Origin of the sequence: Halorubrum halophilum (assembly GCF_000739595.1) — an archaeon.
GTDB lineage: Archaea > Halobacteriota > Halobacteria > Halobacteriales > Haloferacaceae > Halorubrum > Halorubrum halophilum.
Map to the genome: position 1 here is coordinate 95462 of NZ_BBJP01000013.1, position 22811 is coordinate 118272.

28 protein-coding genes and 3 tRNA genes are annotated in these 22811 nt (G+C 67.1%); 18 read left to right on the forward strand and 13 right to left on the reverse strand.

Annotated elements, in window-relative coordinates; translation table 11 throughout:
- Positions 1-11: 11 nt before the first annotated feature.
- Positions 12-1091, reverse strand: a complete 1080-nt coding sequence (locus tag ACP96_RS04800; protein WP_050032453.1) for a zinc-dependent alcohol dehydrogenase family protein — start codon at positions 1089-1091, stop codon at positions 12-14.
- A 247-nt stretch (positions 1092-1338) separates the two neighbouring features.
- Here ACP96_RS04800 and ACP96_RS04805 point away from each other — a divergent pair, with 247 nt between their 5' ends.
- The gene (locus ACP96_RS04805; protein ID WP_050032454.1) at positions 1339-2529 is read left to right on the forward strand and encodes a sensor histidine kinase; all 1191 of its coding nucleotides are present in this window, start codon (positions 1339-1341) and stop codon (positions 2527-2529) included.
- Between the two features lie 39 nt (positions 2530-2568).
- On the opposite strand, the gene ACP96_RS04810 is transcribed toward ACP96_RS04805, so the two are convergent.
- From ACP96_RS04810 to ACP96_RS04835, 6 genes are all read right to left on the reverse strand, one after another.
- Positions 2569-4047, reverse strand: coding sequence for a replication factor C large subunit (locus ACP96_RS04810; protein ID WP_050032455.1), 1479 nt, complete (start codon positions 4045-4047; stop codon positions 2569-2571).
- Between the two features lie 272 nt (positions 4048-4319).
- Positions 4320-4390, reverse strand: a tRNA-Pro gene (locus ACP96_RS04815).
- 72 nt (positions 4391-4462) lie between these two features.
- The gene (locus ACP96_RS04820; RefSeq protein ID WP_050032456.1) at positions 4463-5449 is read right to left on the reverse strand and encodes an RNA-guided pseudouridylation complex pseudouridine synthase subunit Cbf5; all 987 of its coding nucleotides are present in this window, start codon (positions 5447-5449) and stop codon (positions 4463-4465) included.
- 48 nt (positions 5450-5497) lie between these two features.
- The gene (cmk, locus tag ACP96_RS04825; protein ID WP_050024933.1) at positions 5498-6076 is read right to left on the reverse strand and encodes a (d)CMP kinase; all 579 of its coding nucleotides are present in this window, start codon (positions 6074-6076) and stop codon (positions 5498-5500) included.
- Positions 6077-6163: 87 nt separating this feature from the next.
- Entirely contained in the window at positions 6164-6487 is a 324-nt protein-coding gene (locus ACP96_RS04830) for a hypothetical protein (protein ID WP_050032457.1), read from the reverse strand.
- Complete coding sequence (locus ACP96_RS04835; RefSeq protein WP_050032458.1) at positions 6477-7517, reverse strand: zinc-binding dehydrogenase; 1041 nt, start codon at positions 7515-7517, stop codon at positions 6477-6479. Before ACP96_RS04835 ends, ACP96_RS04830 begins: the two co-directional genes overlap by 11 nt.
- Before the next feature lie 237 nt (positions 7518-7754).
- On the opposite strand from ACP96_RS04835, the gene ACP96_RS04840 reads away from it, so the two are divergent.
- The 13 genes from ACP96_RS04840 (at position 7755) to rpsB (ending at position 13949) form a co-directional block, all read left to right on the forward strand.
- Positions 7755-7840, forward strand: a tRNA-Ser gene (locus ACP96_RS04840).
- A gap of 57 nt (positions 7841-7897) precedes the next feature.
- Positions 7898-8422, forward strand: a complete 525-nt coding sequence (locus ACP96_RS04845; protein ID WP_015910531.1) for a 30S ribosomal protein S13 — start codon at positions 7898-7900, stop codon at positions 8420-8422.
- Positions 8419-8946 carry a 30S ribosomal protein S4 gene (locus ACP96_RS04850; RefSeq protein ID WP_050024936.1) on the forward strand — a complete coding sequence of 176 codons (528 nt, stop codon included), beginning with the start codon at positions 8419-8421 and terminating at the stop codon, positions 8944-8946. Before ACP96_RS04845 ends, ACP96_RS04850 begins: the two co-directional genes overlap by 4 nt.
- A gap of 6 nt (positions 8947-8952) precedes the next feature.
- Positions 8953-9345 (forward strand): 30S ribosomal protein S11, encoded by a 393-nt coding sequence (locus tag ACP96_RS04855; RefSeq protein ID WP_004595254.1) that lies wholly within the window; start codon positions 8953-8955, stop codon positions 9343-9345.
- 1 nt (position 9346) lies between these two features.
- Positions 9347-10099 (forward strand): DNA-directed RNA polymerase subunit D, encoded by a 753-nt coding sequence (locus ACP96_RS04860; RefSeq protein WP_050032459.1) that lies wholly within the window; start codon positions 9347-9349, stop codon positions 10097-10099.
- A gap of 107 nt (positions 10100-10206) precedes the next feature.
- Positions 10207-10291 (forward strand) — tRNA-Leu (locus ACP96_RS04865).
- Between the two features lie 39 nt (positions 10292-10330).
- Positions 10331-10684: a 50S ribosomal protein L18e gene (locus ACP96_RS04870; protein ID WP_050032460.1), complete on the forward strand. Its 354-nt coding sequence runs from the start codon at positions 10331-10333 to the stop codon at positions 10682-10684.
- Complete coding sequence (locus ACP96_RS04875) at positions 10681-11130, forward strand: 50S ribosomal protein L13 (RefSeq protein WP_050024940.1); 450 nt, start codon at positions 10681-10683, stop codon at positions 11128-11130. Before ACP96_RS04870 ends, ACP96_RS04875 begins: the two co-directional genes overlap by 4 nt.
- Positions 11124-11522 (forward strand): 30S ribosomal protein S9, encoded by a 399-nt coding sequence (locus ACP96_RS04880; protein ID WP_050024943.1) that lies wholly within the window; start codon positions 11124-11126, stop codon positions 11520-11522. The genes ACP96_RS04875 and ACP96_RS04880 overlap by 7 nt, the downstream gene beginning before the upstream one ends.
- A 12-nt stretch (positions 11523-11534) precedes the next feature.
- Positions 11535-11729, forward strand: coding sequence for a DNA-directed RNA polymerase subunit N (locus tag ACP96_RS04885; RefSeq protein ID WP_050024945.1), 195 nt, complete (start codon positions 11535-11537; stop codon positions 11727-11729).
- Positions 11730-11732: 3 nt separating this feature from the next.
- A complete protein-coding gene (locus ACP96_RS04890; RefSeq protein WP_050024947.1) occupies positions 11733-11912 on the forward strand; it encodes a DNA-directed RNA polymerase subunit K in 180 nt (59 codons plus the stop codon).
- Positions 11912-13114 carry a phosphopyruvate hydratase gene (gene eno / locus ACP96_RS04895; protein WP_050032461.1) on the forward strand — a complete coding sequence of 401 codons (1203 nt, stop codon included), beginning with the start codon at positions 11912-11914 and terminating at the stop codon, positions 13112-13114. Before ACP96_RS04890 ends, eno begins: the two co-directional genes overlap by 1 nt.
- Before the next feature lie 16 nt (positions 13115-13130).
- Complete coding sequence (gene rpsB / locus ACP96_RS04900) at positions 13131-13949, forward strand: 30S ribosomal protein S2 (protein ID WP_050024949.1); 819 nt, start codon at positions 13131-13133, stop codon at positions 13947-13949.
- 113 nt (positions 13950-14062) lie between these two features.
- Here rpsB and ACP96_RS04905 read toward each other — a convergent pair whose 3' ends face one another.
- From ACP96_RS04905 to ACP96_RS04925, 5 genes are all read right to left on the reverse strand, one after another.
- Positions 14063-14431, reverse strand: coding sequence for a DUF4870 domain-containing protein (locus tag ACP96_RS04905; RefSeq protein WP_050024951.1), 369 nt, complete (start codon positions 14429-14431; stop codon positions 14063-14065).
- A gap of 50 nt (positions 14432-14481) precedes the next feature.
- Entirely contained in the window at positions 14482-15075 is a 594-nt protein-coding gene (locus tag ACP96_RS04910) for a mechanosensitive ion channel domain-containing protein (protein WP_050024977.1), read from the reverse strand.
- A gap of 117 nt (positions 15076-15192) precedes the next feature.
- Positions 15193-16347: an RNA-guided endonuclease InsQ/TnpB family protein gene (locus ACP96_RS04915; protein WP_050032462.1), complete on the reverse strand. Its 1155-nt coding sequence runs from the start codon at positions 16345-16347 to the stop codon at positions 15193-15195.
- A 1-nt stretch (position 16348) separates the two neighbouring features.
- Positions 16349-16738, reverse strand: a complete 390-nt coding sequence (gene tnpA / locus ACP96_RS04920) for an IS200/IS605 family transposase (protein WP_050024978.1) — start codon at positions 16736-16738, stop codon at positions 16349-16351.
- Positions 16739-16960: 222 nt separating this feature from the next.
- Positions 16961-18175: an RNA-guided endonuclease InsQ/TnpB family protein gene (locus tag ACP96_RS04925; protein WP_154020404.1), complete on the reverse strand. Its 1215-nt coding sequence runs from the start codon at positions 18173-18175 to the stop codon at positions 16961-16963.
- A gap of 136 nt (positions 18176-18311) precedes the next feature.
- Between ACP96_RS04925 and mvk the strand changes: the two genes are divergently transcribed.
- Together mvk and ACP96_RS04935 are read left to right on the forward strand one after the other, a co-directional pair.
- Positions 18312-19346 (forward strand): mevalonate kinase, encoded by a 1035-nt coding sequence (gene mvk / locus ACP96_RS04930; RefSeq protein WP_050032463.1) that lies wholly within the window; start codon positions 18312-18314, stop codon positions 19344-19346.
- A complete protein-coding gene (locus ACP96_RS04935; RefSeq protein WP_050032464.1) occupies positions 19343-20152 on the forward strand; it encodes an isopentenyl phosphate kinase in 810 nt (269 codons plus the stop codon). The genes mvk and ACP96_RS04935 overlap by 4 nt, the downstream gene beginning before the upstream one ends.
- Positions 20153-20186: 34 nt before the next feature.
- Here the strand turns inward: ACP96_RS04935 and ACP96_RS04940 are convergent, their stop codons facing one another.
- On the reverse strand, positions 20187-20966 hold the full coding sequence (locus tag ACP96_RS04940) for a response regulator (protein WP_050024952.1): 780 nt from the start codon (positions 20964-20966) through the stop codon (positions 20187-20189).
- A gap of 204 nt (positions 20967-21170) precedes the next feature.
- Here ACP96_RS04940 and ACP96_RS04945 point away from each other — a divergent pair, with 204 nt between their 5' ends.
- Entirely contained in the window at positions 21171-22208 is a 1038-nt protein-coding gene (locus tag ACP96_RS04945) for an Mrp/NBP35 family ATP-binding protein (protein WP_050024954.1), read from the forward strand.
- Entirely contained in the window at positions 22205-22534 is a 330-nt protein-coding gene (locus tag ACP96_RS04950) for a hypothetical protein (RefSeq protein WP_050024956.1), read from the forward strand. The genes ACP96_RS04945 and ACP96_RS04950 overlap by 4 nt, the downstream gene beginning before the upstream one ends.
- Positions 22535-22811: the final 277 nt, after the last annotated feature.

Sequence of the window (22811 nt, forward strand, 5' to 3'; positions counted from 1 at the left end):
GGGAGCCGCCGCTACCTCGAGAACTCGGTGACGACCTCGACGCCCCGCGCGTCGTACTCGCCCATCGCGGCGAGCCGCTTTGAGACCTCGGAGAGCGCCAGCTCGTCGCTCACCAGCGCGGCTGGATCCACGTCGGTCGCCTCGATCAGGTCGAACAGGTCGTCGTAGCTGGTCGGCGGCATCCCGCGCGAGCCGACGAACGACACCTCCCAGCGAGTCATCCAGTCGGTCGGCAGCGACACCTCGCCGCGCTCGGCCTCGGTGGTCAGCCCCACCTGCACGTGGATCCCGCGGGGACGCACCGAGCGAACCGAATTGCGGCAGGTCTCGGCGATTCCGAGCGCGTCGACCGACACGTCGACCCCGCCGTCGGTGAGGGTCCGAATCCGGTCCGGCACCGCCGTTTCGCCGTCACCGAGGTCGCTCGGATTTACAGCCTCGTCGGCGCCCAGATCGCGGGCGAGCGAGAGGGCCTCCTCGTCGACATCGACCGCGAGGACGCGCGCGCCGAGCGCGTCGCCGAGCTGGACCGTCGAGAGCCCGACGCCGCCGCAGCCGTGGACGGCCAACCAGTCGCCGCCGCCGATCCCGGCCCGCTCTGCGAGGGCGTGGTAGGCCGTCATGTACCGGCAACCGAGCGCGGCCGCGGCGGTGGAGCCGAGCCACGGCGGACGCTCGACGAGGTTGTAGTCGGCGTCCGGGACGGCGACGCGCTCGGCGAACGCGCCGGGGGCGTCGGGCTCGAAGCCGAGCGCTCGCCCGTCGTCGCAGACGTTCCCGTGTCCTCGGCGGCAGCGCGGACAGGTGCCGTCGCCGAGCGAGAAGGGAACGACGACGCGGTCACCCGGCGCGAACCGATCGACGGAGTCGCCGACGGCGACCACCTCGCCGGCGGGTTCGTGGCCGAGCACCTGTCCGCGGGGGACGCGGTCGTCGGCCCACTCGCCGTGGCCCGCCCACGCGTGCCAGTCGCTCCGGCAGACGCCGCAGGCCGTCACGCGGACCACGGCGTCGTCGGGGCCGGGCTCCGGCTCTGGGACCTCGCGGACCGCCAGCGGTTCGCCGTACTCGCGGAGGATCGCCGCGCGCATACCGACGCCAGGACCCGACGAGAATTAAAGCCATCTTCCGAGCTCGATCGGCGTCAAACACGTGATTCGAACGTGATACGATCTCCGTGAGAGACGGAAGCAGACTTTGTTTCGCTCGTTAAACCATCTTTTAACGGCTTTGAGAAGCGTATTATGAAAATTCACTGACCGTACAACGAGTAACTAAAATGATGTTTGAGAAAGGTTTATAATCCTATAATAAGGTGTGTGTGGTGTGACGCAGCCGATGGGGCGTCGACCGGGAGTCGCGTATCGGCGACCGGACGGCGATCCGACGCAGCTCGTCGTTGAGGCCGCCGGCGAGTCCCGTCTGGACCCGGAGCAGCTGCCGCGGTCCGACTGGCTTCGTGTCGTCAAATCGGACGACAGAGGCCGGCTCCGCGACGCGCTCGACGAGGGCGCGGTCGACGTGACGTACCGACTCACGGTCGGCGACGAGTCCGAGTGGGTCCACGAGCGCGGCGCGCGCGACGAGAACGGCGATATCGTCGGCTACCTCTTCCCTGCCGACGACCGGGTCGAACACCGCAAACGGCTCGAACGGCAGCGGGAGCGGTTGGAGGAGTTCGCCAGCGTGGTCTCTCACGACCTCCGGAACCCGCTCTCCGTCGCAGTCGGAAACGTAGAACTCGCCCGCGATCTGGACGGTGAGGAGACGGACGAGCGGTTGGATCGCTCCCTCGACGCGCTCGACTACATGGACGACCTCATCTCGGACCTCCTCGCGCTCGCCCGCGAGGGACGAACGGTCGAGGAGACGGCGACGGTCGACCTCCGGGGCATCGTGGATCAGGCGTGGCGGACGGTCGGCGCGCCGGACGGCGTCGTCCTCGTCGTCGACGAGTCCCTGCCGTGGGTCGAGTGCGACCGGAGCCGGCTCCGGCAGGCGTTGGAGAACCTCTTCCGCAACGCGATCGAACACGGGGCGGGGGACGCGCTCTCGGTCGATCCCGTCGAACGGAGCGCCGGAGAAACAAGCGGCGACACCAACCCGGAGACGCTGGGAGGAGGCGCCTCCGTCTCCGTATCCGGGATCGACGGTTCCGAGACCGCGACCGGTTCCGACCCTTCCTTTCGGGTCTTCGTAGGGGAGCTTCCCGACGGCTTCTACGTCGCTGACGACGGCGGGGGGATCGACCCGTCGGAGCGCGACGCCGTCTTCGACCCGGGCCACTCGACCGACAAGGACGGAACGGGGTTCGGGCTCTCCATCGTCGAACGCATCGCGGAGGCCCACGGCTGGGAGGTGTCCGTGGTTGAGAGTCGGGTGAGCGGCGCCCGGTTCGAATTCACCGGCGTCGACCTCATCGATCCCGAAGGGACCGGCGTCGTCGACGCCGCACCGAGCGGACACGTCGCCTCCGAACCCGGCAAAAGAGACTCAGCGAGCGGATCGGAACCGCCGCCGGGAGAGTAGCGCCGGGGCGACCAGTACCGGTGGACCCCCTTGTCCCGCTCAGACGAAGTCGCTCAGTCCCGCCTGTCCGTCGTCGTCACCGTCACTCGCGGATCCGTCGGTCTCCTCGTCACCGTCATCGTCGTCGGGGACCGGCGCGTCGGCCTCGTTCGCCCCCTCGTCGGCCGATGGGTCGACATCGTCCGTCGCGCGGCGACCGCCGGCGAAGGCCCCCTCGGCGTGGTCCTCCATCCGCTCCTCGCGGATCGCCTGCGCGTCCTCGACGATCGATTCCACCTTGTTCGTCGACTCGCCGGAGCCGGTGACGAAGGCGACGCCCGCCTCGTCGAGGTCGTAGGCGGCCGCCATCGCGACCGTCAGCTCGCGGGGCTTGCAGTGATGCGTGACCGCCTGTAGGAACGGGAGCACCTCCCGGCGCGCGGTCGCGACGCTGCACCCGCTCGCGGCGGCGATCCCCCCGACGACCTCGTCCGCGGTCGCGTCCGAGGAGCTCCAGAACTGTGGGCGGCCGTACCGCGTCCACCCGCCCTTCTCCCCGTCGCGCGCGGCGGCGACGCCGGCGGCCGCGTTATCGGTGGCGTAGCGCCAGTAGGTGTAGTTCTGGGTGGCCCGGACGCGGCCCAGCCACACGTCGGCGTTCGCGAGGAAGTCGTACGCGCGGACCGCCTCCCCCGGCTCGTACACGTCGAGGACGTTGTTCTCGATCCACATCGTGAGGTCGTCCGGCGTCTCGTCGACCGCGTACGCCGACTGAAGCGCCTCCTCCGCCGACTCCTCTTTGAGGACCGCGTCGAGAAATGGAAACAGCCCGAGCGCCTTGTCGCGGTCGCCGGTGACTACGTCCTCGACCGCGATCGAATCGCGCCCCTCCGTGGCGGCCTGCAGGTCGTTGATCGCGCCGCGGAGGTCGCCGCGGTTGCGCTCCGCGATCCGTTCGAGCGCGTCCGACTCGAACTCGATCCCCTCCTTCCGGCACACGTCGCGGAGGACGGGGACGATGGAGCGCGCCGAGACGTCGCGGAACTCGATCTCCTCGGTGGCGTTGCGGAGCCCCCGCGCCATGTCGTAGTAGTCGTTGGCGATGAGCACGATGGGCTGGCCCGACTCTTTGACCAGTTTCGTGATCGCCGAGGCCCCGCCGCGGTCGTAGTTGCCGTGGATGTTGTCGGCCTCGTCCAAGATCACGAGCTGGCGCGAGGCCGTGTCGCCGCCGGCCGCGCCGCCGCCCGCCGCGCTCCCGCCGAGGGTGGCGTTGCGCGCGGCCCGCCCCGCGAAGCGCTCGATGACGTCGGCGGTGCGCTGGTCCGAGGCGTTCAGCTCGACCGTCTCCCACCCCATGTCGTTCGCGAGCGCGTGGGCCGCGCTCGTCTTCCCGACGCCCGGGCTCCCGTGGAGGACGACGGCCTCGTGGTGGTCGTCCCACGAGCGCGCCCACTCCGCGAACGCGTCGCGGGCCTTGTCGTTGCCGCGGACCTCCGAGAGCGTGCTCGGGCGGTACTTCTCCGTCCAATCGGCCATTACCGGTGCAACGAGCGAGCCGCGTTTAGTGGTTGCGGAGCGGTACCCACCGCGGTTGTTCGACGGCGGAGCATACCCGGGACAACGGTTGGCCCGGCGTCGTTGTCGCCGGAAGCTGATTAAAATATTCTGATATATGGCCGTCGCAGTAGAGGCAACGACCGGCCTCGTCGGAACCGCCGTGAAGACGGTTCATAGCACACCTTTGAACCCGGTTTTTGGGCGTTAAATGGATCTAAGGCTACGATAATGGAAACCAGTCAAAATATTTATGGGACCGCTGAGAGTCGAACTCAGGTCATACGGACCCCATCCGCATAGGATACCACTACCCCACGGTCCCTGTCTGCATCCGAAAAAATGAGAGTCCGGTAATTAAGGACTTCGTTTCATTCGTCTCTCGGTCCCGCTCCGCTCAGACGAGGACGCGCTCCAGCGAGACGACGACGCCCGATTCGGCGTCGGGATCGCCGACCAGTCGCCCGAGACAGACCGCGGCGCCGTCGGGGGTGTGGCAGGCGACGAGCGGGGGATCGCGATCGGCGTCGTCGGCCTCGTCTCCCTCCTCGCCTTCCGACACCGAGTCCGCGTCGATGACGCCGGGCGCGTAGACGGGCGCGCCGGTGGCCACGTTGCGCGCGGCGGAGGGCGCGATCGTCACAGACGGGAGGTGGACCAGCGCGTCCTCGGCGGGACGGACGACCTCGCGGAGGAGCGCGTCGTCGCTCTCCTCGGCCCACGCAAGCCCGTCGACGAGGTCCTGTAAGGGATGGAGATCGGTATCGTCGAACGGGTCGGTGGCGGTCCGGCGGAGGTGGCCCATGTGCGCGCCGACGCCCGTGGCGAGGCCGATGTCGTGGCACAGCTTTCGGACGTACGTCCCGGACTCACACCGGATCCGGAGGAGCGCCTGCCGGTCGTCGACCTCCAGCACGTCGAGGTCGTAGATCGTGCGGGTCCGGAGCCGGCGGGTTACCGCGCTCTTGCGCGGCGGTTTCTGGTAAATCTCCGCCTCGAACTCGGCGACCACGTCGCGGAAGTCCGCCGGCGGCGACCCGTGAAGCTCCAGTACCGAGACGTACTCCTTGCTCCCCTCTAGGAAGACCTGCGCGGCGCGGGTCGCGTCGCCGGTCAGGGTCGGGAGACAGCCGGTGACCTTGGGGTCGAGCGTCCCGGCATGCGCGACCCCGTCGATCGGAGGCCCGTCCGGGTCCAGCGTCGCCAGCGACTCGTTGATCGCGTCGCGCACCCACGCGGAGAGCTGGTGGGACGAGGGCCCGGCGGGCTTGTCCACGTTGACGACGCCGAACCGGAGCAACTCCGGGACCGAGCGCTCCTCCGGTGGGGCCCGGAGAGGGTCAACGTCGGGATCGGCGTCGGTGTCGTCGAAGTGTCGGGTCATGCGGGATTGTGGGGGTCGTGGTGAGTGTAGGGAGTGTGGGTTCGGCGGTCAGAACTCGTAGCTCACGCCCTCGATCGGCGCCTTCCCCTCGTCGGTCGCGGGGTCGTACGCGTCGATGGTCGCGACGAGGACGTCGATGAACGGCTCTGGCCCCCAGCGGGCGGTGTTGTACGCGGCGTCGTAGATCGAGAGGTCGTCGATGTCGATGTCGTAGTACCCGCGGTACCGCTTCTTCTCGGAGGCCTCGCGGCGTTCGGTCTCGGCCTTCGCGCGGTCGACCGGCTTCCCTTCGCGCTCGGCGATGCGCTCGGCGCGGATCGACACGGGGGCGTCGAACCAGAACCGAAAGTCGGCGCGGTCCGCGGAGAGCCACCCGGCGAGCCGCGACTCCAGCACGAGGTCGTCGCGGGTCGTGGCGATCTCGTGGAGCCGTCGGTCCAGGTCGCGGTCGATCTGCGGGTCCTCCTCCGCGAACTCGTTGAACTCGACCGGCGTCATGTCGCGTTCGGCAGCCATCTCGCGGAAGATGTCGCCGCCGGAGACGTGATCGAGGCCGAGCCGATCGGCGAGCCCCGCGGCGTTCGTGCTCTTCCCGCTTCCCGGCGGGCCGGAGACGGTGATCAACATATCAATACTGCGCGGGTGTCGTTCAAAACGGTTGTCGTTCGACCCGCGGAGAGACGTTGGGGAGACACGTCGACCCGCAGACGATCCCTACCGATCCCGCGTCGCCGCCGTCATCGACCAGACCGCGACCATCCCGAGCAGGATCGCCGGGACGAGCGGTAAGGCGAGGTACGTCGCGAAAAACGAGAACCCGAGCGCCCCCGCCGCGTACGGGTACACGTAGATGATCCCGGGGATGACGAGGACGCAGGTGAAAAGCGCCGCCGTCAGCGCCCACCCCTTCCGACCGAAGCCGTCGGCCTCGGGTTCGGACTCGGCGGTGTCGTCTTGGACGGCCCCGTCCTCGCCGGGGACGTGGACGTAGCCGCCGTCGGTGCTTTCGCCCCCGTCGCCGTCGGCGTCAGAACTCACTGTCGGGTTTAACGACCACTTTGCCAAAGCCCTCACGGTTCTCGATCATCTCGTGGGCGCGCGCGGCCTCGCTCATCGGCAGCGTCTCGCGGATGTGCGGCTCGAACGTGCCGTCCCAGACGAGCTCGAGGGCGTCGTCGACCTCGCCTGGGGTCGCCATCGTCGAGCCGATGATCGACAGCTGGTTCCAGAAGATCCGGTTAAGCCCGGCGTCGGGATTCGGGCCGGTCGTCGCGCCGCAGGTGACGAGGCGACCGCCTTTCACCATCGACTTCAGCGAGTCGGGATAGGTGGCCTCGCCGATGTGGTCGACGACGACGTCGACGCCGCGCCGGTCGGTGAGCTCCGAGATCTCCTCGGCGAAGTCGTTCGTCTCGTAGTCGATGACGTGGTCCGCGCCGCACTTCTCGGCGTGCGAGAGCTTCTCCTCGGTGGAGGCGGTCGCGAACACCTCACAGCCCGCGTGGTCGGCGATCTGCACCGCCGCGTGACCGACGCCGCCGGACGCGCCGAGCACGAGCACCTTCTCGCCGGCCTCGATGTCGGCGCGGGTCTGGAGCATCCGCCACGCGGTCTGGAAGACGAGCGAGGCGGAGCCGGCGACCTCCCAGTCGACGCCCGAGGGAACGGGGACGAGGTTCTCCGCGGGCACGGCCGCGCGCTCGGCGTGGACGCCGCGAACGTGTTCGCCGATGATGTGGAACGACGGGCAGAGCGACTCCTCGCCGTGCCGGCAGAACTCGCACTCGCCGCAGGAGACGCCGGCGCTCACCGCGACGCGATCGCCGGGCTCGAAGCGCGTCACGTCCTCGCCGACGGCCTCGACGACGCCCGCCGCGTCGCTGCCGGGAATGTGGGGCAGCTCCAGGTCGATCCCGGGCATCCCGCGACGCGTCCAGATGTCGAGGTGGTTCAGCGCCCCGGCCTTGACGTCGACGAGGACCTCGCCGCGGTCGGGGTCGGGGTCGGGGAACTCGCCGTACTCGATCACGTCGCGGTCGCCGTGGGAGTCGAACTGGACTGCCTTCATGGAGTGATCCAGCCGCGGCACCCACTAAACAGTACGCCAAACGGAACTCCTTCCGGGCCCTCTCCTCCCGCTTCCGGCGAGCGCGCGTCACCCACGTTAACCCCTCACACCCGTGCGAATCAGGCCCATTCGCCCCGAGCCTTTCGTGATGTTTAAGTACCGAAAGGGGGACCATACGGATGCACGAACTGCAGGGGCATCGGGTCCCGAGTCCACGAGGGCGATGATACAACGCGGGTTGCGGTAGCCAAGCCTGGCCCAAGGCGCAGGGTTGCTAACTCTGTGGCGTCACTGCCTCCGGGGTTCGAATCCCCGCCGCAACGCTCGAACGGACCGAGTACCGCCGGATTCGCGCCGGTAGGGCTCACCACAACCAACACATGAGCACGGAAGAATCACAGGACGACTCGCCGGAGGAGGAGGAAGACCTCCAGTACTTCGTTCGGATCGGGGGCGCGGACCTCGACGGGACGAAGACGGTCGAGCGAAGCCTGTCCGAACTCGACGGCATCGGCACGCGCACGGCGCGGCTGGTCGCCGAGAAGGCCGACGTGGACCGAAACGCCACGTTCGGGCTCCTCGACGAGGATGACCTTGACGCGGTGGTCGACATCGCCGAGAACCTCGAAGACCACGTCCCGTCGTGGATGACGAACAGACAGAACGACTTCTACTCCGGAGAGACGACGCACCTCGTCGGCACCGACGTCAGCGAGAAGCGTCGCCACGACATCAACCGGATGAAGATCATCGAATCGTACAAGGGCGTTCGCCACAAGCGCGGCCAGAAGGTACGCGGCCAGCGCACGAAGTCCACGGGTCGCTCGGAGGGGACCATCGGGGTCAATGTCGAGGAGATCCGCGAGGAGATGGCGGAAGAAGAAGCAGCGGGTGACGAGGAATGAGCACCGGCAAGAACACGAAGGGCTACGAGACGCCGAATCACCCGTACCAGGGCGAGCGCATCGCCGAGGAGTCCGATCTTCTCTCACGGTACGGTCTCAAGAACAAAGAGGAGTTCTGGCGCGCCCAGTCCGAGCTGCGCAGCATGCGACGCGAGGCGCGTCGCCTGCTCGGCGAGGCTCAGGGTGACGCCGACGTCGCTCAGGAGGCCGGCTCGGAGTTCGTCGCACGGCTCCGCCGGATCGGCATCCTCGGCGACAACGACGACATCTCCGCGGTCCTCTCGCTGGACGTGACCGACCTGCTCGAGCGCCGTCTCCAGACGGTCGCTTACCGGCAGGGGTTCGCGTCCTCGACCCAGCAGGCCCGCCAGTTCATCGTTCACGGTCACATCACCGTCAACGGCGCACGCGTTACGCGCCCCTCGGTGAAGGTCGACGTGGACGACGAAGGCGCCATCGCCTTCGACGAGAACAGCCCGCTCGCGGACGATCTCCACCCCGAGCGCGCGGAGTCACAGGAGTAATCAACCATGAGTGAATCCGAGGACGGAGGAAAGTGGGGCATCGCCCACGTGTACGCGTCGTTCAACAACACGCTCATCACGGTCACCGACGAGACGGGCGCCGAGACGATCGCCAAGTCGTCCGGCGGCACCGTGGTGAAGCAGAACCGCGACGAGGCGTCGCCGTACGCCGCCATGCAGATGGCGGAGGTCGTCGCCGAGCGCGTCAAGGACGCCGGTCTGGAGGGCGTGCACGTTCGCGTGCGCGGCCCCGGCGGCAACCTCAACAAGTCCACCGGTCCCGGTGCGCAGGCGACGATCCGCGCGCTCTCGCGTGCGGGCGTCGAGATCGGCCGGATCGAGGACGTCACGCCCATCCCGCACGACGGGACGAAGGCGCCAAAGAACAAGCGAGTCTGACATGACGGAAGACGACTTCGACGTCCAGTACGTCGAACGGGACGAACGTAGCGCGCGGGTACTGATCCGCGGGCTCACGCCGGCGTTCGCCAACGGCATCCGCCGCGCGATGATCGCCGACGTCCCGACGTTCTCGATCGACACCGTTCGGTTCGTCGAGAACTCCTCCGTCATGTTCGACGAGATGATCGGGCTTCGGCTGGGGCTCGTGCCCCTGACGACGCCGCTCGACGACTTCGAACTCGGCGACGAGGTCACCCTCGCGCTCGACGTCGAAGGCCCGGCGACGGCGTACTCCGGCGACATCGAGAGCGCTGACCCGCTCGTTGAGGTCGCCGACGACAACATCCCGATCATCGAGCTGAAGGAGGGACAGCGGCTGGAGTTCGAGGCCGACGCGGTGCTCGACACCGGCAAGGAGCACGCCAAACATCAGGGCGGCGTCTCAGTTGGTTACCGCCACCTTCAGCGCGTCTCCGTCGAGGGCGACCTCGGCGAGTTCGACGACGACGAGCCGCGAATTCTCCGCGGCGTCATCGAGACGCCCGACGGAGAAGTCGAACTCACCGACGAGTTCGACAACGACCTCTCGGAGCGGTTCTCCGGGAAAGAGGTCAGCGTCGAGGACGTCCCCGGCGCGTTCGTATTCCATATCGAGACGGACGGCTCGTTCGACGTCGAGGAACTGCTGCTCCGCGCGATCGACTCCATCGAGGAGCGCGCGGACGAACTACAGACGAAAGTCGCGGTCTAACGTAATGACGGACCTTCAAACCGCACACACGGCGCTCGCCCCTGCACGGAGTCGCGACGCCGGGACCGAAAGTGGTTTGAAGGGAGCCGGATTACGCAGGAGTGCACGCAGGGATAGCCAAGTCAGGCCAACGGCGCAGCGTTCAGGGCGCTGTCCTGTAGAGGTCCGCAGGTTCAAATCCTGCTCCCTGCACTCCGTTTTCACTAACTCTCCGACACAGGAGAGACAGCTATGAGTAGCAAGACGAATCCGAAACTACAGAACCTCATCGCCGATCTGAAGTCGGTCTCGCGCGATTCCGGTGCCAACGTGTGGCAGGACATCGCCGACCGACTGGAGAAGCCACGGCGCACGCACGCTGAGGTCAACCTGGGCCGTATCGAACGATACGCGCAGGAAGACGAGACGGTCGTCGTCCCCGGCAAGGTGCTGGGCAGCGGTGTGCTCGAAAAGAACGTCACCGTCGCCGCCGTCGACTTCTCGGGAACCGCCCGCACGAAGATCGATCAGGCCGGCGAAGCGGTGTCGCTTGAACAGTTCGTTGAACAGAATCCCGACGGGAGCAACGTCCGGGTGATTCGATGAGTCTCGCGAAGATCGACGCGGACGTCGTCGTCGACGCCCGCGACTGCATCCTCGGTCGCGTCTCGTCGAAGGTCGCGCAGCGCGTCCTCGACGGCGAGACCGTCGCCGTCGTCAACGCCGAGAATGCCGTCATCACCGGCAACGAGGAGGCGACGATGGAGACGTACCACACCCGCGCGGAGCTCGGCTCCGACAGCGGGCCGTACTACCCCAAGCGCCCCGACCGGATCTTCAAGCGTGCCATCCGCGGCATGCTGCCGTACAAGACGGAGGACGGCCGCGAGGCGTTCTCGAACGTGCGCGTGTACGTCGGGAACCCCTACGAGCGCGACGAGGACGCCGAGAGCGTCGTCCTCGACGGCACCTCGCTCGACCGCCTCTCGAACATCAAATTCACGACGCTCGGGGACATCTCCGAGTCTCTGGGAGCCAACGTCACATGGTAACTAACACCTCAGGCAAGAAGAAGACGGCCGTCGCCCGCGCCACCGTGCGCGAGGGCGAGGGCCGCGTTCGCATCAACTCCCAGCCAGTCGAGCTGGTCGAACCGGAGCAGGCGCGGCTCAAGATGCTGGAGCCGTTCCGCATCGCGGGCGAGGAGCTCCGCGACGGCGTCGACATCGAGGTCAACGTCGAGGGCGGCGGCTTCAGCGGCCAGGCGGACGCGACGCGGACCGCCATCGCCCGCGGACTCGTCCAGCACCTCGGCGACGCCGAGCTGCGCGACGCGTACATGAACTTCGACCGCACGCTGCTGGTCAACGACGTGCGCCAGTCCGAACCCAAGAAGTGGGGCGGACCCGGCGCGCGTGCCCGCTACCAGAAGTCCTACCGCTGAGGTGATCCAGTCATGATGATCCCCGTCCGGTGTTTCACGTGCGGCAACGTCGTGGGTGAACACTGGGAGGAGTTCAAGGAGCGCGCCAAGGAGGGCGACGAGGACCCGGGCGAAGTGCTCGACGACCTCGGCGTCGACCGGCACTGCTGCCGCCGGATGATGGTCAGCCACCGCGACCTCGTCGACGTCGTCTCGCCGTACCAGTAACCCATGTCAGAACAGAGATACAATCGGTACGAGAAGGCACGAATCCTCGGCGCGCGAGCGCTGCAGGTGTCCTACGGGGCGCCCGTGCTGATCGAGACGGACCAGACGGAGCCCATCCTCGTCGCCGCGGAGGAGTACGACGCGGGTGCGCTCCCCTTCACCGTCCGGAGGGAGTCCAACTGATGACCCGAATCACCAGCATTTCGCTGCGTCGCGTGCTCGACTCGCGCGGGAATCCGACCGTCGAGGCCGACGTGCTCACCGAGTCCGGCGGCTTCGGCCGCGGGGCGGCGCCCAGCGGGGCCTCGACCGGGGAGTACGAGGCGATCGAGCTCCCGGCCAACGAGTCTATCGCGAAGGCCCGCGAGCACGCGGTCCCTCGACTCGAAGGCGTCTACGCGGGCGACCAGCGCGCCGTCGACAGCGCCCTACGCGCCGCCGACGGCACGGACGACTTCTCGGCGATCGGCGCCAACAGCGCGGTCGCGATCTCGATGGCGGCCGCGAAGGCCGCCGCCGACGTGCTCGGCGCGCCGCTGTACCAGCACCTCGGGGGCGCGTTCCGCGGCGAGAACTTCCCCGTTCCGCTCGGCAACGTCGTCGGCGGCGGGGAGCACGCCAAGGAGGCGACCCACATCCAGGAGTTCCTCGCGGCGCCCGTCGGCGCGCCGAGCGTCTCGGAGGCCGTCTTCGCGAACGCCGCGGTCCACGCGGCGGTCGCAGACGTGCTCGACGAGCGCGGCGTTCCCGCGGCGAAGGGCGACGAGGGCGCGTGGGCGCCCCCGATCTCGGACGCCGACGCGTTCGAAGTCGTCGACGAGGCGGTCGACCGCGTCGAGGAGGACGTGGGCTTCGAGATCCGCTTCGGGCTCGACATGGCGGCCGCCGAGCTGTACGACGACGATCAGGAGGCGTACGTCTACGGCGACGAGACCAAATCGGTCGACGAGCAGATCGAGTACGTCGCCGGCCTCGTCGACGAGTACGACCTCGCGTACGTCGAGGACCCGCTCGACGAGAACGACTACGAGGCGTTCGCGGAGCTGACCGACCGGGTCGGCGACCGGACGCTGATCTGCGGCGACGACCTGTTCGTCACCAACGTCGAGCGGCTTCAGGAAGGGATCGACGTCGGCGCGGCCAACAGCATCCTGATCAAGCCGAATCAGATCGGGACGCTGTCGGACACGTTCGACGCGGTCGAACTCGCCGCCCGCAACGGGTACGAGACGGTCATCTCGCACCGGTCGGGCGAGACCGAGGACACCACCATCGCACACCTCGCCGTGGCGACCGACGCCGGGTTCATCAAGACCGGCACGGTCGGCGGCGAGCGCACCGCCAAGCTGAACGAACTGGTCCGCATCGCGGACGACGCAGTATGACGGACCGACACCACGCATGAGCGAAGACAACGACGCGGTCGAACTCGACGACGACGCGGAGACCGAGGCGGTCGACGCGGCGGTCGAGGAGGAGGCCGACACGACCGAGGAACCGACCGCCGACGCGGCTGCCGAGGAGGCATCCGCCGACGCCGAGACCGACGCGACCGCCGAGGCCGACGCGGGCGACGACGCCGCCGAGGAGGACGAGGAAGACGCCTCCCCGTTCGACGACGACGTCATGCCCGACGACGACGTCGACCTGCTGATCCCGGTCGAGGACTACCTCTCCGCCGGTGTCCACATCGGGACCCAGCAGAAGACGAAGGACATGGAGCGGTTCATCCACCGCGTCCGCGACGACGGCCTGTACGTGCTCGACGTGAGCACGACGGACCAGCGGATCCGCACCGCCGCGGACTTCCTCGAGAACTACAACCCCGAGCAGATCCTCGTCACGTCCTCGCGCCAGTACGGTCGATTCCCGGCCGAGAAGTTCGCGGACGCCATCGGCGCCCGCGCCCGCACGGGACGCTTCATCCCCGGCACGCTGACGAACCCCGATTACGCCGGCTACATCGAGCCGGACGTCGTCGTGGTCACTGACCCGATCGGCGACGCGCAGGCCGTCAAGGAGGCCATCACGGTCGGCATCCCGGTCATCGCGATGTGCGACTCCAATAACCAGCTGTCGAACGTCGACCTCGTCATCCCGACGAACAACAAGGGCCGACGCGCGCTGTCGGTCGTCTACTGGCTCCTCGCCAACGAGACGCTCGACCGCCGCGGCGCAGACACCGTGTTCGCCCTCGAGGACTTCGAGGACGAACTGTAAGTCGGTCTTCGACGTCGAGTTCGACTTTTCGCGAACGTTCTGAACCAGTGTCTGTTCCTAGCGGCACTCGGGCAGAAAACATGTCATCCCCGGAAAGGGGTGCGAGCCGCCGTCTACAGCAGATCGATCGTGAGCGGGTAGCTCCACACCTCGCCGTCGGTCGCCTTCACGGCGGCGATAACGATGAACACGAGGTCAATGAGGCCGAGAATGGAGAACAGTATCGGCGCGATCAAGAGGCCGACTCCGATGACTGCGGTCACTAACACGAACAGGCCTCCAACGATCGAGTAGATCGTGAGCCAGATCTGCCAGTTGATCGCTTTGCGGGCGTTCGCCTTCACGAACTCGTCGTCGGTGACGAGGAGGACCACGAGCGGGCCAATCAGCCACGTGAACAGCGCGAGGATGTGCGTTATCGCCGCTAGGGAGGTGTTACCGTTCGGGCCGCCGGCACCGACGCTCTTCGTTGTAGACGCCATAGGTTTGGGATCTTCGTCCCGGTATTTAGGTATTTGCCGGCTCGGTGTTTTTAGCTAGTGTCCGGCTCGGCGTTCGCGGTCGCGTCACGCTCCTCGGCTCCCGCCTCCACGGGCACGTCGTGGGTCCACCGCGACTCGATCTCTCGGTTCGCGAGGACGACGCGGTCGCCGGTGTCCGTGTCGATCCGGGTCTTTCGGAGCTCGATCGCGGCGACCGTTCCCGTCACGCCCTTCGCTTCGACGCGGTAGCCTGGGTTGAAGTCGGGGTCGCGGAGGAGGTAGACACCCGCCACCGTGTCCTCGATCATCTCGGAGAGCGCGTACGAGATACCCAACGCGATGAAGCCGACGGCGGTACCCAGACTCGCCGCGATGTCGCCCATGCCGAGGATCTTGAGGAACGTCAGCGCGACGCCGAACCACAGGAAGATCGCTACGAGCGTGACGAGGAGGTCGCCCACGAGCTCGCGGTCACCGACGTAGAGCCGATTGATCGAGGTTCGAACCAGAGAGAGGACGATTCGCACGGTCACGTACGCCAGCGCGAGGAAGACCAGCCCCGAGAGCAGCCGCGGTATCGCGACGGCCACGCCGTCGACGAAGTTCGCGATCGACCGCGTCAGAAGCGACGGGAGCGTCGTCATGGCGCGCACGACGGCGGCCATTAGTGAAAAGCTGGCGGGGTCGGAGGGGCTTGCCGCTCCGAATACTCCTCTGCTCGCCCCGCCCACAAGCGCAACGCCTCTGACATCCTCCCACGGCTAAAGCCGTGGGGCTCCCCCACTGGGGGTTGAACCCACGGATACAGAGAGGTTCGCAGGTTCGTCGTCGCGGTGGACGATGACCTGCGTTTCGGGCCGTGCCAGTACGGCCCCCGCCTCGGACAGCGGTTTCGAGAACTTGCCCAGGGCTCGTTTGCCGATGTTCAGCGCACCGTTCTTGTCGGCGTTGTCGTCCAGTCCACACTCCGGACACTCAAAGCGTCCCTGCGTCTCTCGGACACCCTCGCAGGCACAGCGGTTGCACGTTTTCGACGTCTCGTATTCGTCGACCAACTGCACGTCGATACCCGCGTCGTAGGCTTTGTACTCGATGTAGGTGAGCAGGCGGGCGAACGGCATCTTGTGGGTCTTGTCGTTGACGTACCGTCCCTTGTCGTTGTCCTTGCGAATCCCACCGAGGTCCCCCACGACGATCACCGCGTTCCGCTTCTCAGCGTCTTCCACGATTTGGCGGGCAGTCTTGTGGAGGCGGTCGTCCACTTTGCGTGCCTCAGCGTCACCGATACGCTCGACCACCTGCTGGCCCTGTCGTGGTTTCGCCTTCCCGATCGACTTCCGCAGTTGCTTGTAGTGCTCACGGGTACGACGGACTTCCTCGCCGTAGAACGTGGTCTTGCGGTCAGAGAGGAACGCGCAGGTGGCGACCCACCGTGCGCCCATATCGATAGCCAGTACGTCGTCGTACTCGTCTTGAACGGTCACAGACCGCTTGACGACGAGATGCACGTACCAGTCACCGTCACGGCGCACCAGTTCACTGTCCCGAACGTTGCCCTCTCGAACGAGTTGTTCGTCCTTCTTCGGGACGTGGGCGGGACACCAGATGGAGTTGCCCCGCCCTTTGTCAGGGTCGTAGACGGGGACTTTCACCCACCACGACGATAGGACAGTAGCCTCGTCACAGGACACGTCGAACACGTCGTTGCGAAGGACGACGGGTTGTTCGGTGTCAGGATTCGGGTCTTTCTGTCGTTGTACCTTCGACGCCTGTTGCTTGGTCGCGGAGTAGAGGTCGGCGTCTCCGCCGTGTACCTCGGTCTGGAACGCCTCGTACTCACGGGCGAGCAGATCGGTCTTCCTGTTGGTCAGCGAGTGGAGTTTGACCCGCACCGTGGTTGAGACGGTCCGTTCCATGCTATTCACCTGCTTGGGAGTCGATGTATTCCTCAATGACCTCGCTGGATACGTCGCCCGCACTTGAGACGAAGTACGAGCGCGTCCACAGCGACGGCAGACCAAAATCGAACTCGTCACGAAGTCGGCGCGATGAATAGCCCTTGATCTGTTGCATTATTTTGTTCGGGGCAAGCGTCGGAGCGCCCGTGATGAACAGGTGTACGTGGTCGGGGCGAATTGCCAACTCCAAGATTTCGAGGTCGAGTTCGTCGGCTTTCTCCTCGATGAGTGCTTCGAGACGGTCGCGTACCTCGCCTTCGAGTACCGACTTGCGGTACTTCGGGCACCAGATGAAGTGGTACTGGAGTTTGTGGATGTTGGTACGTTCCCTGTCGAACCCACGAGGCATCGCCAATATATAGACACTACTCATCTAAAGATATTACGCAAGTATCTAACCCCAGCTGTGGCTACGGACGTGGATCGAGTCCCAGTTGTCGGCTTCATCCCACCCGTGAACGGGTGGGCTTTCGCCTCGCTATCGCTGTAAGCACGCGGAGAGAGGGAGTTCGTGTCACCTTCTCCGCCCTAAAAGGCGGAGCTTGTCGGTGGACTCCCGTTCTGGCCGACCCTACTGGGTGGCAGGCGAGTAGCCGCCGTTCACGTTCAGCGTCCCCGACTTTAGGGCGAGGTGAGTGATCGCCCCTCCGTGCGGAGACTTTTGCCCCGCACGGAGTAGTCGAAACCCGATGTTCTTCGCCGCGTTGTAATCCGCGTTGACCTCGTACCCACACTTCTGGCAACAGAACCGCGTTTGCGACGGACGATTCTCGTCCAGCGTCGTCCCGCATTTCGAGCACCGTTTGGACGTGTACGCCGGGTCTACCTGCATGGCGTCGATGTCTTCCGCTTCGGCCTTGTATGCGGTATAGTCGTACAAGCGGCGGAATGCCCACGCATGGAGCTTCTTTGCGCCCGGCATCCGATCGCGGATGCCCGTCAACTCCTCGAACGCGATCTTGTCGCACCCGTGTGCGACCGCCTCTTGGACGATGGCTTTCGAGATGCGGTGGAGGTAATCCTCTACCCACCGCGTCTCTCGGTTGCCCATCTGATCAATAGTTCGATGGGCCGACTCCGTACCCGTCCGTTGCAGGTCGCCGCGCACGCGCTCGTGCTCCCGGCGACGGTGGGCGAGGTAGTCGCCGCTCCAGAACTGTCCGGTCGACGTGACGGCTATCTGTTCGATACCGAGGTCCACGCCGAGGACTGTGCTGTTCTCGGCGTCGCCTTGGTCCGGTATCTTGGACTCCACGTCGGCCTTCGTTCCGATGTGGAGGAAAAAGGTGTCCGTCGCGTCGCGGTACTGAAGCGTCGCACCCGTGAGTTCGTACTCGTCGTTGCGGAGGTACTTGGTGTGCGGGTTGTCTCCCTCCGGCGGGAGGACGTATTCGGCTTCGATACGTCCGTTCACCGTGGAGAGGGACACGTGATCATCGTGGAACGTCGCACTCCGTTTGTCGTACCGGATAGAGGGCGTCGTGAAGTGTGGTTGTGACGCCTTCTTGCCGCGCTTCCACCGAGCGACGACGCCCTTGATGGCTTCGGCGGCCTTGCTGCGTGCAGATTGAACGAGATTTGCTTGGAGGCGTGTCTGTTCGCGCACGTCCGAGTACGTTCGGTCATGAAGCTTGGTCTTGGAGGTGGGCTTGTAGTCGTCTTTCCATGCGTCTTTGACGACGTAGTTACACGCCCACAGATACTCCTCGATGGTTTCGTGGAGGAGAGTCGCGTCGCTGTCGTCTACGTCGAGTTTGACGACGACCGTGCGACGCACCTCCGCCATATTTCATATGTAGTGAAGTAGATTTATAATAATTCTGCTCGTAGTGGGGAGTATGTCAGCAACCGAGAGTAGCGTAGATTCGCACCGTGTCACGTTCCTCCCCGCCGTGAACGTCGGGGTTTCCCATTTGTAAAAGATGACCCTCTGTGAAGCGCCGGGGAAGGTGTACCTCTTCGGCGAACACGCCGTCGTCTACGGCGAGCCCGCGGTTCCGGCAGCGATCGAGCGACGCGCCGCGGTGACCGCCGAGCCCCGGTCGGACGACCACGTCCGCGTCGAGGCCGAGGACCTCTCGCTGAACGGGTTCACGGTGGAGTACTCCGGCGGCACCGGCGACCGCCCCGACGTGGACGTTCCGACCCCGCTGGTCGAGGCCGCGATGGGCTACGTCGACGCCGCGGTCGAGCAGGCGCGGGACGCGGCCGACGCCCCCGACGCCGGCTTCGACATCACCGTCGAGAGCGACATCCCGCTCGGGGCCGGGCTCGGCTCCTCCGCGGCCGTCGTGGTCGCGGGGATCGACGCCGCGACCCGCGCACTCGGCGAGCCGCTCGACCGCCGCGAGCTGGCCGACCGCGCGTACCGCGCCGAGTACGAGGTGCAGGACGGGCAGGCCTCCCGGGCGGACACGTTCTGCTCGACGATGGGCGGCGCGGTCCGCGTCGAGGGCGACAACTGCGAGCCGATCGAGGCGCCGAACCTCCCGTTCGTCGTCGGCTTCGACGGCGGTGCGGGCGACACCGGCGAGCTCGTCGCTGGCGTCGGCGAGCTCCGCGAGGAGTACGAGTTCGCGGCCGACACCGTCGAGTCGATCGGCGATCTGGTCCGGACGGGTGAGGGGCTGCTCGCGGACGCCGTCTCGGAAGAAGAGCCGGGCGCCGACGCGGAGGCGTCCCCGGAGCTGCTCGCGGAGCTTGGCGAGCTGATGGACTTCAACCACGGGCTGCTCTCGGCGCTCGGCGTCTCCGCGCGCTCGCTCGACGCAATGGTGTGGGCCGCTCGGGACGCCGGCGCCCACGGCGCGAAGCTCACCGGTGCGGGCGGCGGCGGCTGCATCGTCGCGCTCGATCCGAGTGACGCGACCGAGACCGCACTCTCCTTCACCCAAGGCTGTGAGGAGGCGTTCCGCGCCGAACTGGCGACCGAGGGCGTCCGGGTGGTGGAGCCGTGACGGGCGACGGCACGGGCTCCGCCGCCGACGCCGCTGCCGGCTCCGAGCCCGAACCCCCGGTCGTCCTCAAGCTCGGCGGGAGCCTGATCACGGAGAAGGACTGCCCGGAGACGCTCGACGACGACGCGCTCGACGCGGCCTGCGACGCGGTCGCGGACGCGCTCGTCGACGGCGCGGTCGACCGACTCGTCGTCGTCCACGGCGGCGGAAGCTTCGGCCACCACCACGCCAGCGAGCACGGCGTCTCGACGATGGCGGGGACAGACGACGCGGACGCGGTGATGGACATTCACGGCGCGATGACGACGCTGAACCGGGCCGTTCTCGACCGGCTCCACGAGCGAGGCGTGCCCGCGGTGCCGGTCCATCCGCTCTCGCTTTCGGCGCGCCCAGCGGGAGCCGACGGCGACCTCGACCTGCCGCTCTCCTCGACGGCGACGCTGCTCGACGAAGGGTTCGTCCCGGTGCTCCACGGCGACGGCGTCGCGACCGCGGGAGCCGGCGTCACCGTCGTCTCCGGAGACGAGCTCGTCGTCGAACTGGCCGCCGGGCTGGGCGCGCAACGGGTCGGGGTCTGTTCGACGGTTCCGGGCGTCCTCGACGCCGACGGCGCGGTGATCCCCGCCGTCGACTCGTTCGAGGCGGTCGCCGACGCGCTGGGCGCGAGCGACGCGACCGACGTGTCGGGCGGGATGGCCGCGAAGGTACGGGAACTGCTGGCGCTCGACGCGCCGGCGCACGTGTTCGGTGCCGCGGGATTGGCGCCGTTCTTACGCGGAGAGGACGCCGGGACGCGGATCGACTGACGGGACAGCCGGACGAGGCGATCGCGGGCAGCGATCAGTCGTCGTCCGCCCTCTCGCTGTCGGCGATCTGTTCGGCCCCGCGAATGATACACACGTGCCCGCCGTCGGTCGTGTGGGTGAGGACGAGCCGTTCGCGCACCCGTCCGCCGTCGACGCAGTCGACCGTCGCCTCGCCGGTCCAGTACCCCTCTTCGGTGACCATCGGGAGGATCTCGTCGGTGAACCGCTCGACCTCGTCGTCGGGGTAGAACCGCTCCCAGTGGGTCCCGATCAGCGTCTCCCGCTCGATCCCGTACACCGACGCGTACGCCTCGTTGGCGAAGAGGTACGTCCCGTCGGCGCCCAAGATCCCGATCGGCTCGCTCGCGGCCTCCAGCGCGGCGACGCTGCGCTCGACCTGCCGGCCGAGCCGATACCGATCGACCGCGTTGCGGAGCCGGTTGACGAGCATCTCGAACTGGTCGGCGCCCCCGCCCTTCTGGAGGTAGTCGGTGACGCCGGCGGAGATCGCCTCGCTGGCGACCTCCTCGCTCCCCTTCCCGGTGAAGAGGACGAAGGGAAACTCGGGATCGATCTCGCGAACGCGTTCGAGGAAGTCGATCCCGGTGCCGTCCGGGAGGTCGTAGTCAGAGACGACCGCGTCGAACGCCTCCTCGTCGAACCGCTCTGTGGCCGCCGCTACCGTTCGAACGGTCTCGTGGTCGATGGCTTCGTCGAGCCGGCCGAGGTACGTCGCGGTGAGATCAGCGAAGGCCGGGTCGTCTTCGACGTGGAGCAGCCGGGTCGTCGCCGTCGGCTCCGTCCCGTCGCGCATAACCGATTGCTTTTTCCTCACACCATAAGCACTTCGGGGATCGCACGGCGTTGAGCCGAGTCCTCCCGGCTCGCCCGAACTGCTCGAACTGTTCGAACCGGCCGAACTGCTCGAACCACCCGAACAAGATCGAAGCGCGCGTGCTTCGCCGACCGGGACGCCCCGTACAGAACCCTTATTCGACCCACGACCTTCCCTCCGGGCATGAAGGAAGCGGACGTACGGGAGCGGCTCGCGGACGTGCGGGACCCCGACCTCGACGACGACATCGTCTCGCTCGGGCTGGTGAACGACATCGAGGTCGACGAGAGCGAGGTCCGCGTCTCGCTCGCGCTGGGCGCGCCCTTCTCCCCGCACGAGTCGGAGATCGCCGACGACGTGCGCGAGGCGCTCGCGGACACCGGCCTCGACGTGGAGCTGTCGGCGTCGATCCCGGACGATCTGGACGCGGACGAGCAGGTGTTGCCGGGCGTGAAAAACGTGATCGCGGTCGCGTCCGGGAAGGGCGGCGTCGGCAAGTCGACGATGGCGGTCAACATCGCCGCGGGGCTCTCGGAGCTCGGAGCGCGCGTCGGGCTGTTCGACGCCGACGTGTACGGCCCGAACGTCCCGCGGATGGTGTCGGCCGAGGAGCGCCCGCAGACCGACGGCGAGACGATCGTCCCCCCCGAGCGCTTCGGCGTGAAGCTGATGAGCATGGACTTCCTCACCGGTGAGGACGACCCGGTCATCTGGCGCGGGCCGATGGTCCACAAGATCATCACCCAGCTCGTCGAGGACGTGGAGTGGGGCGAGCTCGACTATCTCGTGATGGACCTGCCGCCGGGGACGGGCGACACCCAGCTCACGATCCTCCAGACGCTCCCGCTGACGGGGGCCGTGATCGTCACGACCCCGCAGGAGGTCGCGCTCGACGACGCGGTGAAGGGGCTCCGGATGTTCGGCAAACACGACACGAACGTCCTCGGGATCGCGGAGAACATGGCGGGCTTCCGGTGTCCGGACTGCGGCGGCTTCCACGAGATATTCGGCTCCGGCGGCGGGAAGGCGCTCGCGCAGGAGCACGAGCTTCCCTTCCTCGGCGGCGTGCCGCTCGATCCCGCGGTCCGGACCGGCGGCGACGACGGCGAGCCGGTGGTCTTGGAGGAGGGTGAGACCGCGGACGCGTTCCGGGTGATCGTGGAGAACGTCGCGAACAACGCCGGCGTGGTGCGTCGCCGCGAGGTGAGCGGAGGGCAATGAGCGGGGAAGACGAAGCCGACGAAGACGGCCGCGAGAGCGACGACCCCGCCGACCCCCTCGACGCGGCCGGCGTCGACCCGGTCGTCCCCGAGTCGGCCGCGGACGCGGCGGACGAGGGGTTCGCCGAGGACGACGCGGTCCGGGAGTTCCTCCGCGAGATCGCGGCCGACGTGCGCGGCGACAGCTCCGAGAGCAAACAGCTCTCGGCGATCCTCTACCGCGTGTCGGACCTGTACGACTCGGAGGAGCAGACCTCCCCCGAGGAGATCTACCTGAACGTCCGGCACATCATGAAGATCAAGGAGCAGGGCGGGATCGAGCGATAGGATGTGGTTGGCGGTGGAGCGGTCGGCTGGGAGGATTTATTCGGTCGCATTTATACGGATTTCACGGGTATCGTAGTGAATACCTTCGAAGCACCAGTCGCTCGCTTATAAGTGTCTGCTGGAAGATCGGCAGCAAACGTCTTCAAAGCCCCAGCCGCGACGGCTCGCGCGCCTTGTTGTGCTCCTCGCTCATTCGCTCCGCTCACTCGCTGCGGTGCTTACTGCGGCGTGCTTCGCCCTCGCGACTGCCCCTTTGAGTCCCGCCTCGCACAGCACC

What these genes read in the sequence shown, in the direction of transcription:
- ACP96_RS04810 (WP_050032455.1), bottom strand. Translation starts at nt 4,047, where the DNA reads ATGGCCGATTGGACGGAGAAGTACCGCCCGAGCACGCTCTCGGAGGTC.
- ACP96_RS04885 (WP_050024945.1), top strand. Translation starts at nt 11,535, where the DNA reads ATGATGATCCCCGTCCGGTGTTTCACGTGCGGCAACGTCGTGGGTGAA.
- ACP96_RS04880 (WP_050024943.1), top strand. Translation starts at nt 11,124, where the DNA reads ATGGTAACTAACACCTCAGGCAAGAAGAAGACGGCCGTCGCCCGCGCC.
- ACP96_RS04940 (WP_050024952.1), bottom strand. Translation starts at nt 20,966, where the DNA reads ATGCGCGACGGGACGGAGCCGACGGCGACGACCCGGCTGCTCCACGTC.
- ACP96_RS04850 (WP_050024936.1), top strand. Translation starts at nt 8,419, where the DNA reads ATGAGCACCGGCAAGAACACGAAGGGCTACGAGACGCCGAATCACCCG.
- ACP96_RS04855 (WP_004595254.1), top strand. Translation starts at nt 8,953, where the DNA reads ATGAGTGAATCCGAGGACGGAGGAAAGTGGGGCATCGCCCACGTGTAC.
- ACP96_RS04820 (WP_050032456.1), bottom strand. Translation starts at nt 5,449, where the DNA reads ATGACCCGACACTTCGACGACACCGACGCCGATCCCGACGTTGACCCT.
- ACP96_RS04870 (WP_050032460.1), top strand. Translation starts at nt 10,331, where the DNA reads ATGAGTAGCAAGACGAATCCGAAACTACAGAACCTCATCGCCGATCTG.
- ACP96_RS04950 (WP_050024956.1), top strand. Translation starts at nt 22,205, where the DNA reads ATGAGCGGGGAAGACGAAGCCGACGAAGACGGCCGCGAGAGCGACGAC.
- ACP96_RS04805 (WP_050032454.1), top strand. Translation starts at nt 1,339, where the DNA reads ATGGGGCGTCGACCGGGAGTCGCGTATCGGCGACCGGACGGCGATCCG.
- rpsB (WP_050024949.1), top strand. Translation starts at nt 13,131, where the DNA reads ATGAGCGAAGACAACGACGCGGTCGAACTCGACGACGACGCGGAGACC.
- mvk (WP_050032463.1), top strand. Translation starts at nt 18,312, where the DNA reads ATGACCCTCTGTGAAGCGCCGGGGAAGGTGTACCTCTTCGGCGAACAC.
- ACP96_RS04860 (WP_050032459.1), top strand. Translation starts at nt 9,347, where the DNA reads ATGACGGAAGACGACTTCGACGTCCAGTACGTCGAACGGGACGAACGT.
- eno (WP_050032461.1), top strand. Translation starts at nt 11,912, where the DNA reads ATGACCCGAATCACCAGCATTTCGCTGCGTCGCGTGCTCGACTCGCGC.
- ACP96_RS04845 (WP_015910531.1), top strand. Translation starts at nt 7,898, where the DNA reads ATGAGCACGGAAGAATCACAGGACGACTCGCCGGAGGAGGAGGAAGAC.
- ACP96_RS04890 (WP_050024947.1), top strand. Translation starts at nt 11,733, where the DNA reads ATGTCAGAACAGAGATACAATCGGTACGAGAAGGCACGAATCCTCGGC.
- ACP96_RS04915 (WP_050032462.1), bottom strand. Translation starts at nt 16,347, where the DNA reads ATGGAACGGACCGTCTCAACCACGGTGCGGGTCAAACTCCACTCGCTG.
- cmk (WP_050024933.1), bottom strand. Translation starts at nt 6,076, where the DNA reads ATGTTGATCACCGTCTCCGGCCCGCCGGGAAGCGGGAAGAGCACGAAC.
- ACP96_RS04800 (WP_050032453.1), bottom strand. Translation starts at nt 1,091, where the DNA reads ATGCGCGCGGCGATCCTCCGCGAGTACGGCGAACCGCTGGCGGTCCGC.
- ACP96_RS04905 (WP_050024951.1), bottom strand. Translation starts at nt 14,431, where the DNA reads ATGGCGTCTACAACGAAGAGCGTCGGTGCCGGCGGCCCGAACGGTAAC.
- ACP96_RS04925 (WP_154020404.1), bottom strand. Translation starts at nt 18,175, where the DNA reads ATGGCGGAGGTGCGTCGCACGGTCGTCGTCAAACTCGACGTAGACGAC.
- ACP96_RS04875 (WP_050024940.1), top strand. Translation starts at nt 10,681, where the DNA reads ATGAGTCTCGCGAAGATCGACGCGGACGTCGTCGTCGACGCCCGCGAC.
- ACP96_RS04945 (WP_050024954.1), top strand. Translation starts at nt 21,171, where the DNA reads ATGAAGGAAGCGGACGTACGGGAGCGGCTCGCGGACGTGCGGGACCCC.
- tnpA (WP_050024978.1), bottom strand. Translation starts at nt 16,738, where the DNA reads ATGCCTCGTGGGTTCGACAGGGAACGTACCAACATCCACAAACTCCAG.
- ACP96_RS04910 (WP_050024977.1), bottom strand. Translation starts at nt 15,075, where the DNA reads ATGACGACGCTCCCGTCGCTTCTGACGCGGTCGATCGCGAACTTCGTC.
- ACP96_RS04835 (WP_050032458.1), bottom strand. Translation starts at nt 7,517, where the DNA reads ATGAAGGCAGTCCAGTTCGACTCCCACGGCGACCGCGACGTGATCGAG.